Below are 17113 nucleotides of genomic sequence, written 5' to 3' on the forward strand. Positions count from 1 at the left end.
AGCGAAAGTGCCCCATCCTTGCCATGGAACGGCAGCGAATGCTGGTTATATAGATGTATCGATCTACCAAGGAGGCCGAACATGACAACAGCAGTAGCGGACCGCACACTCACCACCGTTGACCGGTGTGACCGTTGCGGAGCTCAGGCATACGTCCGGGTTGTTCTCGGCGCCTCCGGCGGTGAACTGCTCTTCTGCGGTCACCACGCCCGTGCCGTGGAAGCGAACCTTCGTCCGCTCAGCTCCGACTGGCACGACGAGACGGGCCGCCTCCACGAGAAGGCACCGGTTCCGGTCGACTAGACGTCCCACAGTGATCCCGATTGGGATCCACCCGAAGGACCCCTCCCAAGCGGAGGGGTCCTTCTGCTTTAACTTCCTGGACTGGGACAACGGCCCAAGCCGCTGTTTAAGCAGGAAACGCGGAGCCACCTCCCGCCCGTGATCCGTAGATCACAGGCGGGACGTGGCCCCGCGTTGCCGGAACCGGCGTTTACTCCGAGCCGCTTAGTCCAGGTAGTCGCGCAGGACCTGCGAGCGGGAGGGGTGGCGCAGCTTGGACATCGTCTTCGATTCGATCTGGCGGATGCGTTCGCGCGTCACGCCGTAGACCTTTCCGATTTCGTCTAAAGTCTTCGGCTGTCCGTCGGTCAGCCCGAAGCGCATCGCCACGACCCCGGCCTCACGCTCGGAGAGGGTATCCAGAACCGAGTGCAGCTGTTCCTGCAGCAGGGTGAAGCTGACGGCGTCGGCCGGAACCACGGCTTCGGAGTCCTCGATCAGGTCGCCGAATTCGGAGTCGCCGTCCTCGCCAAGCGGGGTGTGCAGCGAGATCGGTTCGCGGCCGTACTTCTGGACTTCGACGACCTTTTCGGGGGTCATGTCCAGCTCGAGGGCCAGCTCTTCCGGGGTGGGTTCGCGGCCGAGGTCCTGCAGCATCTGGCGCTGGACGCGGGCCAGCTTGTTGATGACTTCCACCATGTGCACCGGAATACGGATGGTGCGGGCCTGGTCGGCCATGGCGCGGGTGATCGCCTGACGGATCCACCAGGTGGCGTAGGTGGAGAACTTGAAGCCCTTGGTGTAGTCGAACTTCTCGACCGCACGGATCAGGCCCAGGTTTCCTTCCTGGATCAGGTCCAGGAACAGCATGCCGCGGCCGGTGTAGCGCTTAGCCAGCGAGACCACGAGGCGGAGGTTGGCCTCCAACAGGTGGTTCTTGGCGCGCTTGCCGTCGTGGATCACGTACTCGAGCTCGCGCTTGAGCTTGGGGTCCATGGAGCCGTCGTCCGCCGCGATCTTCTCCTCGGCGAACAGCCCGGCCTCGATCCGCAGGGCCAGGTCGACTTCCTGCTCGGCGTTCAGCAGGGCAACCTTGCCGATCTGCTTCAGGTAGTCCTTGACGGGGTCGGCGGTGGCGCCCGCTGACATGACCTGCTGCACGGGGGCGTCATCGTCGTCGGCGTCGGAGTAGACGAAGCCTGAGCCGGTGGCGGCTACCGCTGCCTTGCCGGCTACCTCTTCGCCGTCTTCACCGAGCTCGACGGCATCCGGGGTCACTTCATCCAGGTCCTCTTCGACCTCGACGTCGTCGGAGTCCTCGTCCCGGGACTTACTGGCGGCTTCGGCCGCGGCTTTGGCGCCGGGCTTGGGCCCGCGCTTCTTGGGCTCAGGCTTGGCGACAGCCGAGGCGGTGTCATCACCCGCTGCGGAGGCGGCGTCTTTTGCGGCCTTGTTGGCTGCACGCGTGGCGGCACGCTTTGCGTTTGCCGCCGCCTTCTTCTCCTCGGGGGACAATACGGCCTGGTCGGCGGGTTCCTTCTTCGCGGAAGACGGGGTCACAGAAAACCTTTCTAGCGGCGGTCTGTGGAATCACCATACGGGCAACACCACTATGACCCTGTCAAGTCCGTGTTTCACATCAGGCGCAATCACGTCCAGCAGAGCCACTTAGTAGAACTGCCGGGGCGACCGTAATGTTCCCTGTTTCCAAGGTACGCTACACGCACTCGATACACGGACCCAACCGGGTCTCGCCAACCATTGTCTCACGATTTTCCGGAACGGGACCTCGGAGCGCACGCGTCGACACAATGTTGCGGCCCGGGCGCCGAGGCTCAGGCCGCATCCGGATCGAACTTCTGCCAGGCCGCCTCCCGCCGGCGGGCCCAGCCGCACAGCGTGCCGCGGCGGCCCAGCTCGGCCAGCAGCTCCGCCAGCCGGTAGCCCGGCTGCTCCGCTCCGGCCGCGGTGAAGAGCGCATCGGCGAACGATCCCCGGCCCCGGCACCATTCGATCCAGCCCCGCGCTGTAAGGGCCGCAGCCCGCGCTTCGCCGCCGCCGCAGTTGCCGAGCTGACGGAGGACCCGGTCGAATTCGGCCAGCCGGCCCCAGTCGGGCGCCGGCGGCGCGAGGCCAAGGAGGACGTCCCCGTAGCCCGGGGTCTCGGCGGCTGCTGCCCCGGCCGGACCGGCTTCCTCTGGATTCCCGGCACTCTCCGCAACCGGGAGGCCGTCGAGCCCGGGCAGCGCGGCCGGGTTGCCCGGGCCGCCGTCGAACATGCCGAACTCCTCGGCACCGGCCTCGGCGGCGTGGCGCCCGGCGGCGGCCATGACGAGGACCGCGTCGCGCCACGCCGCGACGCGCAGCGAGGCGCGCAGGTAGCCGGCGAGCCCGGCCGGCAGGGCGGCCTCGCGGGCCTTGGCCGCCCTTGCTGACTGGCGGCCGCCGGCGTCGAACACGCGCTGCCACACGTCCAGCACTGCACCGAACTGCGCCCGGTCCCGCCACCGGCCCGAGAACTCCCGCGCCCAGCCCTCCTCGGCTTCCAGCACGGCCGGTTCGCCCAGCTCGGGCAGCGCGGCGGGCGCGGACCTCCCCGGGGCCGCGCCGACGCTGCTGCCGCGGAAGACCAGCTCCGCATTGAGTCGGCTGTTCCGGATCTCCTCGATCGGCCGGCCGGGCGGGGCGCAGCACGAGGGGTCTGCGCAGAAGGCGTTGCGCCAGTACCGCTCCCCGACCAGCCACGCGTCGCGCACCGGCAGCCCGGCTCTGCCGAGGGTGCGCTCCAGTTCGCGCAGCAGCCGGGCCAGCACGGCGGGATCCAAGGCAAGATCCGGGGCGGGATCAACAGCGGGATCCGCACCGGGCTCCCCCGCAGCGCTGTCGGTCGCATCGTCGGTCGCATCGTCGGTCGCATCGTCGGTCGCATCGTCGACTGGATCGCCGGCCTCGGCGTCCGCCGGCGCGCCGGTGAAAAAGGCAAGCAGCGTGCCGTCGGCCGCGTCGTCGGACTCCAGGTAGTCCCGGACGGTCCGGGCGAAGGCCGCCAGCCCGGGGCCGCGGCAGCGCGAAGCGTCCGGGAGGTCGACTCGCAGCGTCGCCCCAAGCCGTTTTCCCTGCATGGTCATGGCAACGAGGCTGTTGGCTGGCCAGTAGCCCAGCGAATGCGGAATGAACCCGAGGATGTCCTCGGGGCCGGTGATTTTCAGGTGGTCGGGAGCTGTCATAAGTCCAGCTTCGATCGCGCCCGCGGCGGGCGTCAGCCGGGGAGTTTCCTTATGTGGACAAGTCCGTCAGGGCGTACGGCGGCGTTCCGCGACGAGCCGGCGCTGCTGGGCCAGGGCCTTGAGCAGCGGCGGCACGATGACGCCCTGCGCGGCCATCTGACGGCGCACCTTCCGCCGGGTGATGAGGATGGCTGCGGCGCCCACCGCCAGCAGCAGGAACTGCACGCTCAGCGCGATCCGGAAGGCGCCGAGGCTGTACAGCCCACCCGGTGAGGCCCCGGCCAGGTGCAGCGCGTCCAGGGCCACCCCGATCAGGTAGATCGACAGCAGAGCGGCGATGAACCCGCCGACATTGACAATTCCGGTGGCCGTCCCGATCCGGTGCGCCGGGTTGAAGGTCCGGGCAAAGTCGAAACCGATCATCGAACCGGGCCCGCCGATCGCCAGGACCACCACCAGGCCGGCCAGCAGCCACAGCGGCGAACGGCCAGGCTGGAGCAGCACCGCGGCCCAGGCGGCGGCCGTGGCGCCGGAGATCAGCAGCACCATGGTGGACCGGCGCAGCGGGTGGCGGGCCACGAAGCTGCCCATCAGCGGCCCGGCGGCGATCGCGGCTGCCACGTAGAGGGCCATCAGCGCCGACACGGTGCCGGCCTCCAGCCCCTGGGCCGAGATCAGGAACGGGTAGCCCCAGGTCATTGCGAAAACGGTGCCGCTGAACTGCACGGTGAAGTGGCTCCACAGCCCCAGCCGGGTGCCCGGCTGCTTCCACGCCCGGGAGAGTGAAACGCCGGTGGCGCGCAGGCCCTGCGACGGCTCCGGCGCGGGGTGTCCCGGCGGCAGGTCCTGCAGCAGCAGCACCGTCAGCACGACGGCGAGCCCGGACATGCCGGCCAGGGTCAGGAACGCCGGGGTCCAGCCGGCCGAGTGCAGGATCATCGCGAACGGCACCACGGAAAAGAGCTGGCCGAGCTGGCCGGACATGCCGGTCAGCTGGGTCAGCAGCGGCACCCGGGACGGGGCAAACCACAGCGGGATCAGCCGGATCACGGAGATAAAGGTCATGGCATCGCCCGCGCCCACGAGCACGCGGCCCAGGACGCCGCCCGGGATGCTGTCCGCGAACGCGAGCTGGAGCTGGCCCAGGCCCATCAGCAGGGCGCCGCCGGCGATCATGGCCCGGGACCCGAAGCGGTCCACCAGGACGCCGACCGGGATCTGCAGGCCCGCGTAGACCAGCAGCTGCAGCACGGTGAAGAAGGAGATTTCGGCGGCGCTGGCATGGAACCGGGCCGTGGCTTCCAGCCCGACGACACCGAAGGAGGTGCGCTGGCTGACCGCCACCAGGTATGCGAAGATCCCGATAATCCAGATCAGCCAGGCGCGGGGGGAGGTCACTCCCCCATTATGCCCCGGACGTCATAAATAGTATTTATTCGCCGGGTTCTTTACGGGCCAGGTAGGCCTCGACGGCGGCGCCCAGCGCGTCGGCGTTCGGGATCTGGTCGTTCTCGTCGGCGAGCAGCGACCGGCGCACGGTTCCCTCCGCCTTCTCGTCGTACCGTGTCTCCAGCCGGGAGACGACCTGCTGGACTTCTTCGGAGGCATTGATTTGTTCGGCAATCTGCCGGCCGACTTCCCGGCCCGCCTCGCGGAGGCGGTCCGTGGGAAGCATCAGCGAGGTGGCCGCACCCAGGTACTCCAGTCCCGCGACGGCGGCCGTCGGGTATTCGGCCTCGGCCAGATAGTGCGGGACATGGATCACGTAGCCGGCGATGTTCCGGCCTGCCTCGACGAGGCGCAGTTCAAGGATGTGGCCGACGGCGGCGGGAACCTCGACGGTGGGCTTCCAGACCGAGATCCCCTCGATCAGCTCCGGCCGGTTGCCGTGCACGGTGACACCGACCGGCCGGGTGTGCGGCACCGGCATCGGGATGGAGTGGATCCAGGCCGCCAGGTTGACGTCCAGTTCCTCCACGATCCCCACGACGGCGCGGGCGAACCGTTCCCACTGCAGGTCCGGCTCGAACCCGGCCAGCAGCAGGAAGGGGTTCCCCAGCCCGTCGATCAGCCGGTACAGGGCCAGGCGCGGCGCCTGGTAGTCCTGCAGGTGGTCCTCGACGAAGCTCACCTGCGGGCGCCGGGAGCGGTAGTCGATCAGCTGGTCGGCGTCGAACTCGGCGACGAGTTCGGAGTCGAGGGTGTCGAGCAGTTCCGTGGTGATCTGGCTCACCACGTGCCCGGCGTCGGCGAAACCGGTGAAGCCCATAAGCAGGTTCAGCCCGTGCAGTTCGGGGCTGCGGAACAGCGCGTCATCACGGACGTAGAGCGTTTCAGGGTCCAGCAAGGAGCCGGAAATCCGTTCCATCACGACATGTTCCTTTCGCAGTAGCAGGTGGGCGGCAGCAGCCGCCGTGGCGGACCGTCGGGTCGATGCGCAGACAAGACCCGCGCGCAGACGGTTCCCGAAGTGCCGATACCACCTACAACGCGCCGTCGGCCGGGGGAATTCCTGCCCTGACTGTGTGCCAGCTCTCATTAAATTGAACTCCGGCGCCGGGGAGAGACTACGATCGGAACTGGCCTTATAGACGGCCTTGCAGACACCMGGTTACGTGCAGTGCCGACGGTGGCTCAGGTACCCATGGCAGGGCGCCGAACATGCAGTTCCTGCCGAAAAATCACAGAGAATTGAGGACTGTCCTCGTGGTCAAGAATACCGAAGTCAAACTCAGTGCGATCGCCGGAGACTTGAAGAAGTCCCCGTCCGACGCCCTAGTCGTGGGCGTGGGACAGGGCACCGACGGCCCCGTGCTGCTGGACAACCCGCTAACGGCCAAGGCGGCCGAGGCGCTGGCCGAGTCACTGGGCGTTCTTGGCCTTACCGGTGCCGCCGACCAGGCGCACCGCCTCCCCGGCCTGCCGGAAGCTGGAGCTTCCGTCCTGGTCCTCGCGGGCGTCGGCAAGGTTTCCGCGGGCACCCCGCTCTCCGAGGAGGCACTGCGCCGCGCGGCCGGCTCGGCCGTCCGCCAGCTCGCCGGCGTCGCCACTGTGACCCTCGCGCTCCCGACGCCGGACCTTGCCGCCGTCGCGGCTGTCGCCGAAGGTGCCGCGATGGGCGCCTACTCCTTCAACGAGTACCGCTCCACCAAGGACGGCCTCAAGGATCCAGTCAAGAGTGTCCGCATCCTCACCGACTTCGCCGCGGACAAGGCGCTGGCACCGGTGCTGGAGCGCGCCGCCCTGATCGGCAAGGCCGTCAACGCCACCCGCTCGCTGGTCAACCAGCCGCCGAGCCACCTCTACCCCGAAACGTTTGCCGACGCCGCCAAGGAACTGGCCAAGGGCCTGCCGGTCAAGGTGACCGTCTGGGACGAGAAGCGCCTGGAGAAGGACGGCTTCGGCGGCATCCTCGGCGTCGGCAAGGGTTCCACCCGCCAGCCGCGCCTGGTCAAGGTCGAATACGCCCCCGCCAAGGCCACCGCCAAGATCGCGCTGGTGGGCAAGGGCATCACCTTCGACACCGGCGGAATCTCGCTCAAGCCGCACCTCGGCATGGGCGACATGAAGTCCGACATGGCCGGCGCCGCCGTCGTGCTGAACACCGTTCTGGCCCTCGCGGAACTGGGCCTGCCGGTCAAGGCGACCGCTTGGCTGTGCATCGCGGAGAACATGCCTTCCGGCGCCGCGCAGCGTCCCGCCGACGTGCTGACCATCTTCGGCGGCAAGACCGTCGAGGTCCTGAACACCGACGCCGAGGGCCGCCTGGTCATGGCCGACGGCATCGTCGCCGCCAGCCAGGAGTACCCGGACGCGATCATCGACGTCGCGACCCTCACCGGCGCCCAGCTGATCGCCCTCGGCGACCGCACCGCCGGCGTTATGGGCTCGGACTCCGTCACCGGCGCGCTCAAGGCCGCGGCGGACCGCGCCGGCGAACTGGTCTGGCCGATGCCGCTGCCCGAAGAGCTGCGTCCCAGCCTGGACTCGCAGGTCGCGGACATCGCCAACATCGGCGAACGCCACGGCGGCATGATGACGGCCGCGGTGTTCCTGCGCGAGTTCGTCGGCAAGGGCAAGGACGGCGAGCAGATCCCGTGGGCCCACATCGACATCGCCGGACCGTCCTTCAACAACGGCAGCCCCTACGGCTACAACCACAAGCAGGGCACCGGCAGTACCGTGCGCACCTTGGTGGCCTACGTCGAGGACATCCTCGCCCAAGCCGTCTGAGCGGGGCCGCCGGCGGGCGTCCGGAACCACCGGTCCTGAAGCACTGTCCGTTCACGCGGCCTTGCGGCCACGGGGCTGATACCCCGGCCACAGGGCCGCGTGACACTGGACACAAGCGCTCCACAAACGCCATGGCAAGGTGGAGCATGTATTAGTGGTTCGCTAAGGTGAACCGTAGTTTCACAGCAATTAGCTTCATAGAAGCAATTCCAAACGAAAGGGAACCGGCCTGCTGGCATAATCACGGCAGACAGTTCCAAGACCAGATGATGCGTACTCTCGTGTCATCGTTCACGCGAGGGAGCGTTTTAGTGGCCGATCAGGCAACTGCGCAAGAATTCGACATCCTGGTACTCGGCGGCGGCAGCGGCGGCTACGCAACTGCGCTCCGCGCCGTCCAGCTCGGCCTTACCGTCGGACTCATCGAAAAGGGAAAGCTCGGCGGCACCTGCCTGCACAACGGCTGCATCCCCACCAAGGCCCTGCTGCACTCCGCGGAACTGGCCGACCACGCCCGTGACTCCGCCAAGTACGGTGTCAACGTGACCCTGGACGGCATCGACATCAACGCCGTCAACGCCTACAAGGACGGCATCATTGCCGGCAAGTTCAAGGGTCTCCAGGGCCTCATCAAGGGCAAGAAGGGCATCACCGTCATCGAGGGTGAGGGCAAGCTCCAGGGCTCCGACACCGTCGTCGTGAACGGCACCGCGTACAAGGGCAAGAACATCGTCCTCGCGACCGGCTCCTACTCCCGCACGCTGCCCGGCCTCGAAATCGGCGGCAAGGTCATCACCTCCGACGAAGCCCTCACCATGGACTTCATCCCCAAGAGCGCCATCATCCTCGGCGGCGGCGTGATCGGCGTCGAGTTCGCTTCCGTCTGGAAGTCCTTCGGGGTCGACGTCACCATCATCGAAGGCCTGCCCTCCCTCGTCCCGAACGAGGACGCGACCATCGTCAAGGCGTTCGAGCGTGCGTTCAAGAAGCGCGGCATCAAGTTCTCCACCGGCACCTTCTTCCAGGGCGTCGAGCAGAACGACGACGGCGTCAAGGTCACCCTCGTCGACGGCAAGACCTTCGAAGCGGACCTCATGCTGGTCGCCGTCGGCCGCGGCCCGGTCACCGCCAACCTTGGTTACGAAGAAGCCGGTCTGACGATCGACCGCGGCTTCGTCATCACCAACGAGCGCCTGCACACCGGCGTCGGCAACATCTACGCCGTGGGCGACATCGTCCCGGGCGTCCAGCTCGCGCACCGCGGCTACCAGCAGGGCATCTTTGTGGCCGAGGAAATCGCCGGCCTCAAGCCGGTTGTCGTTGAGGACGTCAACATCCCCAAGGTCACCTACTCCGAGCCGGAGATCGCCACCGTCGGCTACACCGAGAAGGCCGCCAAGGCCAAGTTCGGCGACGACCAGGTCGAAACCCAGGAATACAACCTCGCCGGCAACGGCAAGAGCTCCATCCTGGGCACGTCCGGCCTGGTCAAGCTGGTCCGCCAGAAGGACGGCCCCGTCGTCGGCGTCCACATGATCGGCGCCCGTATGGGCGAGCAGATCGGCGAGGCCCAGCTGATCGTGAACTGGGAAGCCTACCCGGAGGACGTGGCCCAGCTGGTCCACGCCCACCCGACGCAGAACGAGTCCCTGGGCGAAGCCCACCTCGCCCTCGCCGGCAAGCCCCTGCACGGCTAGCAGTTCCGCCCGCAGCACCGCAAGAACTCCGTGTTTAGTGCACCCGGCCCGAAAAACCGGGTGCACTAAGCTCGAACAAGGCAGCAACCATCCGCACTAAAGATCAATAAGGAGAACGGGGACGACATGTCTGAATCCGTTAACTTGCCCGCCCTCGGTGAGAGCGTCACCGAAGGAACCGTCACCCGCTGGCTCAAGCAGGTCGGTGACCGGGTAGAGGTGGACGAGCCCCTGCTCGAAGTTTCCACCGACAAAGTAGACACCGAGATCCCCTCTCCGATCGCCGGCGTGATCGAGGAAATCCTCGTCGCCGAAGACGAGACCGCTGAAGTCGGAGCACCTCTGGTCCGCATCGGCGACGGCTCCGGCTCCGCCGAGGCTGCCGCTCCGGCCGCCGAGGAAGCGCCGGCCGAATCGCCGTCCGCTGCCGAGGCCCCGGCCCCCGAAGCCGAAACCCCCGCCCCGGCCGCCGAGGCTGCCGCTCCGGCACCCGCCGCGGAGGCCGCGCCGGCCGGCGAAGGCCACGAGGTCACGCTCCCCGCCCTGGGCGAAAGCGTCACCGAAGGTACCGTCACCCGATGGCTCAAGAGCATCGGTGACACTGTCGAAGTGGACGAGCCGCTGCTGGAAGTTTCCACGGACAAGGTCGACACCGAGATCCCGTCTCCGGTCGCCGGCACGCTGCAGGAAATCCGCGTTGCCGAGGATGAAACGGCCGAGGTCGGCTCCGTCCTCGCCGTGATCGGCTCCGGCGCTGCCGCACCGGCCGCTGCTCCGGCTCCGGAGGCTCCCAAGCAGGAGGCGCCGAAGCAGGAAGCTCCCAAGCAGGAGGCCCCGGCTCCGGCCGCGGCTCCCAAGCAGGAAGCCCCCGCGGCACCCGCTCCGGCCGCCGCTCCCCAGCAGGAAGCCCCCAAGCAGGAGGCCCCGAAGCAGGCAGCCGCCCCCGCCGCAGCTGCGACTCCTGCCGAGTCCGGCTACGTCACTCCCCTGGTCCGCAAGCTCGCCAACCAGCAGGGCGTGGACATCTCCTCGCTGACCGGCACCGGCGTCGGTGGCCGGATCCGCAAGCAGGACGTGCTGGCCGCAGCCGAGGCCAAGGCCGCCCCGGCGGCCGCAGCTTCCGCGCCGGCCGCGTCGTCCGCAGCCCCGGCAGCAGCGTCCCCTGCAGCATCTGCTGAGGCCTCGTCGCTGCGCGGCACCGTGCAGAAGGCCCCGCGGATCCGCCAGGTCATCGCCCGCCGCATGCGCGAGTCGCTGGACATCTCCACCCAGCTGACCCAGGTGCACGAGGTGGACATGACCAAGGTCGCCAAGCTGCGGGCCAAGGCCAAGAACTCGTTCCAGGCGCAGAACGGCTCCAAGCTGACCTTCCTGCCCTTCATTGCCAAGGCCGTCGCCGAGGCCCTGAAGCAGCACCCGAAGGTCAACGCCTCCTACGACGAGGACAAGCAGGAGATCACCTACCACAACGCCGAGCACCTGGCGATTGCGGTGGACACCGACAAGGGCCTGCTGGTTCCGGTCATCGCCGACGCCGGCAACCTGAACCTGGCCGGCCTGGCCGGCAAGATCGCCGACGTCGCGGACCGCACCCGCAACGGCAAGATCGGCCCGGACGAGCTCTCCGGCGGAACCTTCAGCATCACCAACATCGGTTCCGTGGGCGCCCTCTTCGACACCCCGATCATCAACCAGCCGCAGGTGGCCATCCTCGGCACCGGCGCGATCGTCAAGCGCGCCGTCGTGGTCTCCGATGAGAACGGCGACGACTCGATCGCCATCCGTTCGATGATGTACCTGTCGCTGACGTACGACCACCGCCTGGTGGACGGCGCCGACGCAGGACGCTTCCTGCAGACGCTGAAGGCACGCCTTGAAGAAGGCGCGTTCGAAGCAGACCTCGGCCTCTAGCGGCCAGCTCATCCATCTGGGTGAGAGAAGGGCACCTCCCCGCAAGGGAAGGTGCCCTTCGCTCTTTATGGACACTTTGTCGCTAAGCTAGGTCCCATGAACATCGTCTATAACATCATGGTCTTCCTGCACATCATCGGCGCCGCCATGATCGTGGGTATCTGGATCGCCCAGATGAAGAACCCCACCGTGCACCCGCGCCAGTTCGACGGCGCCGCCCTCCAGCTCATCACCGGCATTGTCATGATGGGGCTCATCCCGGCCCTGAACATGGACGCCAACTACGCCAAGCTCGGCCTCAAACTGGTGATCGCCCTCGCCGTGGCCGTGCTCGCGTTCATCGGCAGCCGCAAGTACAAGAAGGACGAGCCGGTCAGCAGGGGCCTCGCCCACAGCGTTGGCGGCCTGGCGCTGCTTAACGTCGCCATCGCCACCCTCTGGCAGTAGGCACCCGACCGCAGCGACGGCGGCRTACCCCCAACCGGGGTGCGCCGCCGTCGTCGTTAACCCGTTCCTCCCGGCGGGACAGCGGCTGGGCTTTATCCCTGCCGCCCCGCTATGTCGAGGCAATTCTCTGACAGCGGACACCGGGTGCGGCGACCGGACCGAGTCCCTAGGATGGGACACGGCAGGATCCGCTTATCTGGCCGGATCGCTGACTCAACGACGCTGAGGAGTGGACATGGCAACAACACGCACCGCACACACTGTATGGAACGGCGACCTGATGTCGGGGGCGGGCAACACCAGCCTCGACAGCTCCGGGCTCGGCAACTTCGACGTCACCTGGAAGGCCCGCGCCGAAGCGGCCGAGGGGAAGACCAGCCCGGAAGAACTGATCGCCGCCGCGCACTCCGCATGCTTCTCGATGGCATTCAGCCACGCCCTGGCGCAGGCCGGCCACACGCCGGAGGAAGTCAACACCCAGGCCGACGTCACGTTCGAACCCGGCACCGGCATCACCGGCAGCCACCTCACCCTGAACGCCCGGGTGCCCCGCATCTCCGAGGAGGAGTTCCAGCGCATCGCCGAGGACGCCAAGACCGGCTGCCCGGTCTCGGCTGCCCTGACCGGCATCAAGATCACCCTCGACGCCACCCTGGCCGCCTAGCAGCCGGCAACCGCAGATACACGAAGGCCCCCGCCCCGGATTGTCCGGAGCGGGGGCCTTCGCCGTGTGCGCTAGTTGCCCTGCCGGCGGGCCGGCAGCGGGGCGGGCCGCACCGTGCGGTAGCCCTCGCGGAGCGGCGGGCGGTCGGTGGGAAGCTCCTGGATCATTTCCTTGAGCGCGCCGATGCCGTATTCGAGCTGCGGGTCCGCGCCGGCCGCATAGGCGTGCGGCGGGAAGGAGACCTCGATGTCGGGGGCAACACCGTAGTTTTCTACGCCCCAGCCCACGCCGCCGGTGAACCAGGTGGCGTAGCGCGGCTGGGTGACCCCGGTGCCGTCCGCCAGGGCGAACCGGTTGTCGATACCGACGACGCCGCCCCAGGTCCGGGTGCCGATGACCGGTCCGATCCCGCGCAGCTTGGAGACCTGGGTGATGATGTCGCCGTCGGAGCCGGCAAACTCATCGGTGAGGATGATGACCGGGCCGCGCGGTGCGTGGTGCGGATAGGTGCGCGGACGCTCGCCGCGGGGCATGCTCCAGCCGGTCACCTTGCGGCCGATCAGCTCCGCGACGAGCTGCGAGGTGTGGCCACCGCGGTTGCGGCGGACATCCACGATCAGGCCGTCGAGGGAGGTCTCGGTATCCAGGTCGCGGTGCAGCTGCGCCCAGCCGTTGGCCATCATGTCCGGGATGTGCAGGTAACCGAAGGTGCCCTGCGAGGCTTCCCGCACGGTGCGGCGGTTGGACGCGACCCATTCCTGGTAGCGCAGCCGTTCCTCGTCCTTGACCGGCACGACGGCGACGCGGCGCTGCTCCCCTGCCCGGGCGCCGTGGCCGGCACCGTTGCGCAGGGTCATTTCCACGGCGCGGCCGGCGGCCCCGGCCAGCTGCACGGCCGGCGTCAGCGACGCCGAGAGTTCGACGCCGTCGATTGCCAGCAACACATCCCCGGGTCGCGCGTCTACGCCCGGCCGGGTCAGCGGCGAGGTGGCCAGCGGGTCCGAGGATTCCCCGGCCAGGATGCGGGTGATTTCCCAGCCCTCACCGGTGAACGCGAGGTCGGCGCCGAGGCGGCCCTGGCCATTGCTGCCGTTCTCCGTCACCAGGGCGGGGCGGACGTAGGCGTGGGAGGTTCCCAGCTCGCCGTGAAGTTCCCAGAGCAGGTCCACGAGGTCATCGTGGGAGCCGAGCCGGTCCACGATCGGCCGGTAGCGGGCGTGCACCGAGTCCCAGTCCTGGCCGGCCATGTCCGCGGTCCAGAAGAAGTCGCGCTGCAGGCGCCAGGCCTCGTCGAAGGCCTGGCCCCAGACACTGACCGGGTCCAACCGGACCCGGATGCGGTTCAGATCCACCTTGACCATTTGGCCTGATTCCTCGTCGGCCTTCGATGCGGCGGGCGAAACACGGATCTGCTTGTCCTGGACCAGGACGACCTTTTCGCCGTCGCCGGTGAGCCGGTAGCTGTCCAGCGCGTCGACGATCGTGGTGGCGCGGCGCTTGGCGAGGTCAAAGCGGACCAAGCTCGGGGCGGCATTCTTGTCCTCCAGGCTGGCCCGGCCGTCGCCGGTCACGCCGGCCAGCTCGTGGTCGAGCCAGAGCAGCGCGCCCGCGGTGGCGGCAAGGTCCGAGTAGTTGCCCTGTGGTACCGGGACGCTGATGACGCGGTGCGCCAGGCCTTCGGCGTCGACCCTGACCGGCGCGGCGGTTTTGGCTGCGTCTCCGGCACCGCTTTCGGCGGCGGCACCGTCCCGGGAATCCTCCGTGTCTTCGGGGAGTGCGACGCTCGGCCCGAACGGGGACGGTGTGTCGGCTGCCAGGGCCACGAGGTAGGGCTTGATCGGACTCGGGAAGGACAGGTCGAAGGAGTGCCCGTCGTACACCGGGTCGAAGCTGCGGTTGGACAGGAAGGCCAGGAATTTGCCGTCCGGGGTGAACGCCGGCGACTCGTCCCGGAAGCGGCCGTCGGTGACGTCGATGATCGCAGGCTTATCCACCCCGGCCGCGGCGGGCGTTGCCGTTCCTGCCCGATCGATCCGGGCCAGCCGCAGCCGGGTCCTGGAGCCGAAGGAGGTGACCGGCTCGGCCCAGCCCAGCCACGCCGAGTCCGGAGACCAGCTGAAGCCGTCGATGCTGCCCTCGCCGATGCTGCTCAGCAGCGACAGGGCGCCGGTGAGGGTGTCTGCGAGGAAGATATCGCCGAAGGAGGTGCCGACGGCGATCCAGTTGCCGTCCGGGCTTGCCTCCATCGCGCTGGCCCGGCTGGGCTTCGGGAAGTCGATCCGGGTCGGTCGACCGCTGTCGGCTTGCTCCGGCGCGGAGCCGGCACCCGAAGAGGCGCTGCCGGAGGCGGCATCCGCGGCCACCACCGGCACGGCCTCGGCAGCGGCGACGACGGCGGTCGCCGGAGCGGCGTCGGGGCGGGTGAGGGCAGCAGCGGAGACTGGCCGCGGCAGCGGAGTCCCGCCGTCGGCGTCCTGCCCGGCCTCGGCGGCGGCCGGTGCGGGGGCCTGCACCTGGTTGCCGGATCCGTGGTTGCCGGATGCGTGGTTGCCGGATCCGTGGCCGCCGTGCACGGGCGCGGCGATGGGCTTGAGGTAGAGCGCCTCGGCGCCCTCGTGGTCCGCGATGTAGGCGATCCGGCCGGCACCGAAGGGGCGCGGCAGTCGTGCCCGGACACCCGGCGTCGCCTCGAGGATGCGCGACGGACCGTCCTTGTGCCGCAGCCAGTGCAGGGTGCCGTGGGCTTCCACAGCGCTGGAGTCGCCGGTGTGGTCCGGGATGACGTCACCGAGGTGGCGGGAGGGCTTCAGCGCCGACGAGCGCCGGGCCTGCGAGGCGGAGCCGAGCGTGACGTCGAGTTTGACCGCGTCGGCGTCGAGACCGGCCAGCAGCCAGAGTTCCCCTGCGGACTCAAAGACCACCCGTTCACCGTCGGTGGCCGCGTGCCGGACGTAGAAGTCCTCGTGGTCCGTGTGGCGGCGGAGGTCCGTGCCGTTGGGCAGCACGGAATACAGGTTGCCGTAGCCCTCGTGGTCGGAGAGGAAGGCGATCCGGCCCTGGACCCACATCGGGTCGGTGAGGTTGCCGTCAAGTTCGGGCGCGAGCCGCTCGAATTCGCCGTTGCCGTCCGCGTCGATCCACAACTTCCCGGCGGCGCCGCCCCGGTACCGCTTCCACCAGGCCGGTTCACGGGAGAGCACACTGGCCAGCACCACGGGCCGTTCATCCCCGACGACGGTGCCGTAGGCCACGGACTCGACCGGTCCGTAGGGCAGCTCCTCGGCCCAGCCGCCGTCAACGGGCAGGCTGTAGGCGTGCGTGAGGCGGCTGTCCGCCTGCCGGAAGGCGCTCGTGACCACCACGTCGCCGTCCGGGGTGAAGCCCTTGACCTTGGTGGAGCTGTGGCCGAAGTAGCTGAGCTGGCGGTATCCGCCGCCATCGACGTCCGCCGTGACAACCTCCGGGGCGGTCCCCTGGACGACCGTCCAGACCAGGCGCTTTCCGTCGGGGGTGAACCGCGGGTTGCGGGCCGGCAGCTGCAGCGAGGAGACCCGCCAGGCGCGGCCTCCGTCGAGGGGCGCGATCCAGACGTCGTCCTCGGCCACGAAGGTGACCAGATCGCCATGCAGATGCGGGAAACGGAGGTAGCTCGAAGAGGTCATCGTTCGATCATAGTCAAAACCTCCCCTAGCCCCGGGGAGGTTTCCCTGCCGTGCCGGGCATGGTGAGATGGATCATGCGAATCCTTATAGCAGGCGCCTCCGGGCTGATCGGAACCGCCGTTTCCAGCACGTTGCGCGAGAGCGGGCACGACGTCGCGAGCCTGGTCCGGCGCCCGGCCGCCTCGCCCGGCGAGTTCCAGTGGGATCCCGCCGCGGGCCGCATCGACGACACGGCCCTCAAGGGTGCGGACGCGGTGATCAACCTCTCCGGTGCCGGGATCGGCGACCGGCCGTGGACGCGGGGCCGGATCAAGGAGCTCAGCGCCTCGCGGCTGGGCCCGACGCGGACCCTGACCGCGGCGATGGGCCGGATGGACAACCCGCCGCCGGTCTTCCTGAGCCAGTCCGCCTCCGGTTACTACGGAAATGCCGGCCAGGCGGTGCTGCGCGAGAACGCGCCGGCCGGCAGCGGCGTGCTGGCCCGGATCTGCGCCGACTGGGAGGCCGCGGCCCAGGAGGCGCCGGCCGGGGTCCGCGTTGTTACCGCGCGCACCGGCGTCGTCCTGAGCCGCAGCGGCGGCGCCCTCGGCCGGCTCCTGCCGCTGCTGCGCCTGGGCGTGGGCGGCCCGCTGGGTAACGGCCGGCAGTACTGGCCGTGGATCACGCTTCCGGACGTGGCCGGCGCTTTCAACTTCCTGCTCACCGCGCCGCTGGCCGGACCGGTGAACGTCTGCGCCCCGGAGAGCGCGGACGTGAACTCGTTGATCTCCCGGCTGGCCGAATCACTCCACCGGCCGGCTCTGTTGCGGGTGCCGGCGCCCGTACTGCGCCTCGTGATGGGCCAACTGGCCAATGAGTTGCTGCTCGCCAGCCAGCGGATGGAACCGGCTGCCCTGGCCGGCGCCGGGTTCCAGTGGCAGCACCCCTCGCTGGCCCAGGCCGCGGCCTGGGTGGCGGCCCGCGGCTGACCGGGCGGCGCCGGAGGCGCCC

General features: G+C 68.9%; 12 protein-coding genes. 7 read left to right on the forward strand and 5 right to left on the reverse strand.

Annotation, left to right across the window (positions count from 1 at the left end; translation table 11 throughout):
- Positions 1-81: 81 nt before the first annotated feature.
- Complete coding sequence (locus tag AC1DGE_RS10510) at positions 82-303, forward strand: DUF7455 domain-containing protein (protein WP_441418845.1); 222 nt, start codon at positions 82-84, stop codon at positions 301-303.
- 204 nt (positions 304-507) lie between these two features.
- Here AC1DGE_RS10510 and AC1DGE_RS10515 read toward each other — a convergent pair whose 3' ends face one another.
- The 4 genes from AC1DGE_RS10515 to AC1DGE_RS10530 all read right to left on the reverse strand — a co-directional run bounded on the left by AC1DGE_RS10515 (position 508) and on the right by AC1DGE_RS10530 (position 5880).
- Positions 508-1842: an RNA polymerase sigma factor gene (locus AC1DGE_RS10515; protein ID WP_441418846.1), complete on the reverse strand. Its 1335-nt coding sequence runs from the start codon at positions 1840-1842 to the stop codon at positions 508-510.
- Between the two features lie 275 nt (positions 1843-2117).
- Positions 2118-3509: a DUF4192 family protein gene (locus AC1DGE_RS10520; RefSeq protein WP_476917428.1), complete on the reverse strand. Its 1392-nt coding sequence runs from the start codon at positions 3507-3509 to the stop codon at positions 2118-2120.
- 66 nt (positions 3510-3575) lie between these two features.
- A complete protein-coding gene (locus AC1DGE_RS10525; RefSeq protein ID WP_476892736.1) occupies positions 3576-4907 on the reverse strand; it encodes an MFS transporter in 1332 nt (443 codons plus the stop codon).
- A gap of 34 nt (positions 4908-4941) precedes the next feature.
- Positions 4942-5880, reverse strand: a complete 939-nt coding sequence (locus AC1DGE_RS10530) for a proteasome assembly chaperone family protein (RefSeq protein ID WP_441418849.1) — start codon at positions 5878-5880, stop codon at positions 4942-4944.
- Positions 5881-6215: 335 nt separating this feature from the next.
- Between AC1DGE_RS10530 and AC1DGE_RS10535 the strand changes: the two genes are divergently transcribed.
- From AC1DGE_RS10535 to AC1DGE_RS10555, 5 genes are all read left to right on the forward strand, one after another.
- On the forward strand, positions 6216-7742 hold the full coding sequence (locus AC1DGE_RS10535; RefSeq protein WP_476892737.1) for a leucyl aminopeptidase: 1527 nt from the start codon (positions 6216-6218) through the stop codon (positions 7740-7742).
- Positions 7743-8053: 311 nt separating this feature from the next.
- Positions 8054-9439, forward strand: a complete 1386-nt coding sequence (gene lpdA, locus AC1DGE_RS10540) for a dihydrolipoyl dehydrogenase (protein WP_441418851.1) — start codon at positions 8054-8056, stop codon at positions 9437-9439.
- A gap of 126 nt (positions 9440-9565) precedes the next feature.
- The gene (gene sucB / locus AC1DGE_RS10545) at positions 9566-11350 is read left to right on the forward strand and encodes a 2-oxoglutarate dehydrogenase, E2 component, dihydrolipoamide succinyltransferase (RefSeq protein ID WP_441418852.1); all 1785 of its coding nucleotides are present in this window, start codon (positions 9566-9568) and stop codon (positions 11348-11350) included.
- A 96-nt stretch (positions 11351-11446) separates the two neighbouring features.
- Positions 11447-11797, forward strand: coding sequence for a hypothetical protein (locus AC1DGE_RS10550; protein ID WP_441418853.1), 351 nt, complete (start codon positions 11447-11449; stop codon positions 11795-11797).
- A gap of 235 nt (positions 11798-12032) precedes the next feature.
- Positions 12033-12461 (forward strand): OsmC family protein, encoded by a 429-nt coding sequence (locus AC1DGE_RS10555; RefSeq protein WP_476917429.1) that lies wholly within the window; start codon positions 12033-12035, stop codon positions 12459-12461.
- 71 nt (positions 12462-12532) lie between these two features.
- Here the strand turns inward: AC1DGE_RS10555 and AC1DGE_RS10560 are convergent, their stop codons facing one another.
- On the reverse strand, positions 12533-16123 hold the full coding sequence (locus AC1DGE_RS10560; protein ID WP_476917430.1) for a S41 family peptidase: 3591 nt from the start codon (positions 16121-16123) through the stop codon (positions 12533-12535).
- Between the two features lie 74 nt (positions 16124-16197).
- Here AC1DGE_RS10560 and AC1DGE_RS10565 point away from each other — a divergent pair, with 74 nt between their 5' ends.
- Positions 16198-17091, forward strand: coding sequence for a TIGR01777 family oxidoreductase (locus AC1DGE_RS10565; RefSeq protein ID WP_476917431.1), 894 nt, complete (start codon positions 16198-16200; stop codon positions 17089-17091).
- Positions 17092-17113: the final 22 nt, after the last annotated feature.

The organism is Arthrobacter sp. 05N425 (assembly GCF_056397125.1).

Bases quoted from the DNA above. Each gene is read 5' to 3' on its own strand.
- AC1DGE_RS10510 (WP_441418845.1), top strand. From the start codon at position 82: ATGACAACAGCAGTAGCGGACCGCACACTCACCACCGTTGACCGGTGT.
- AC1DGE_RS10520 (WP_476917428.1), bottom strand. From the start codon at position 3,509: ATGACAGCTCCCGACCACCTGAAAATCACCGGCCCCGAGGACATCCTC.
- sucB (WP_441418852.1), top strand. From the start codon at position 9,566: ATGTCTGAATCCGTTAACTTGCCCGCCCTCGGTGAGAGCGTCACCGAA.
- AC1DGE_RS10550 (WP_441418853.1), top strand. From the start codon at position 11,447: ATGAACATCGTCTATAACATCATGGTCTTCCTGCACATCATCGGCGCC.
- AC1DGE_RS10555 (WP_476917429.1), top strand. From the start codon at position 12,033: ATGGCAACAACACGCACCGCACACACTGTATGGAACGGCGACCTGATG.
- AC1DGE_RS10560 (WP_476917430.1), bottom strand. From the start codon at position 16,123: ATGACCTCTTCGAGCTACCTCCGTTTCCCGCATCTGCATGGCGATCTG.
- AC1DGE_RS10565 (WP_476917431.1), top strand. From the start codon at position 16,198: ATGCGAATCCTTATAGCAGGCGCCTCCGGGCTGATCGGAACCGCCGTT.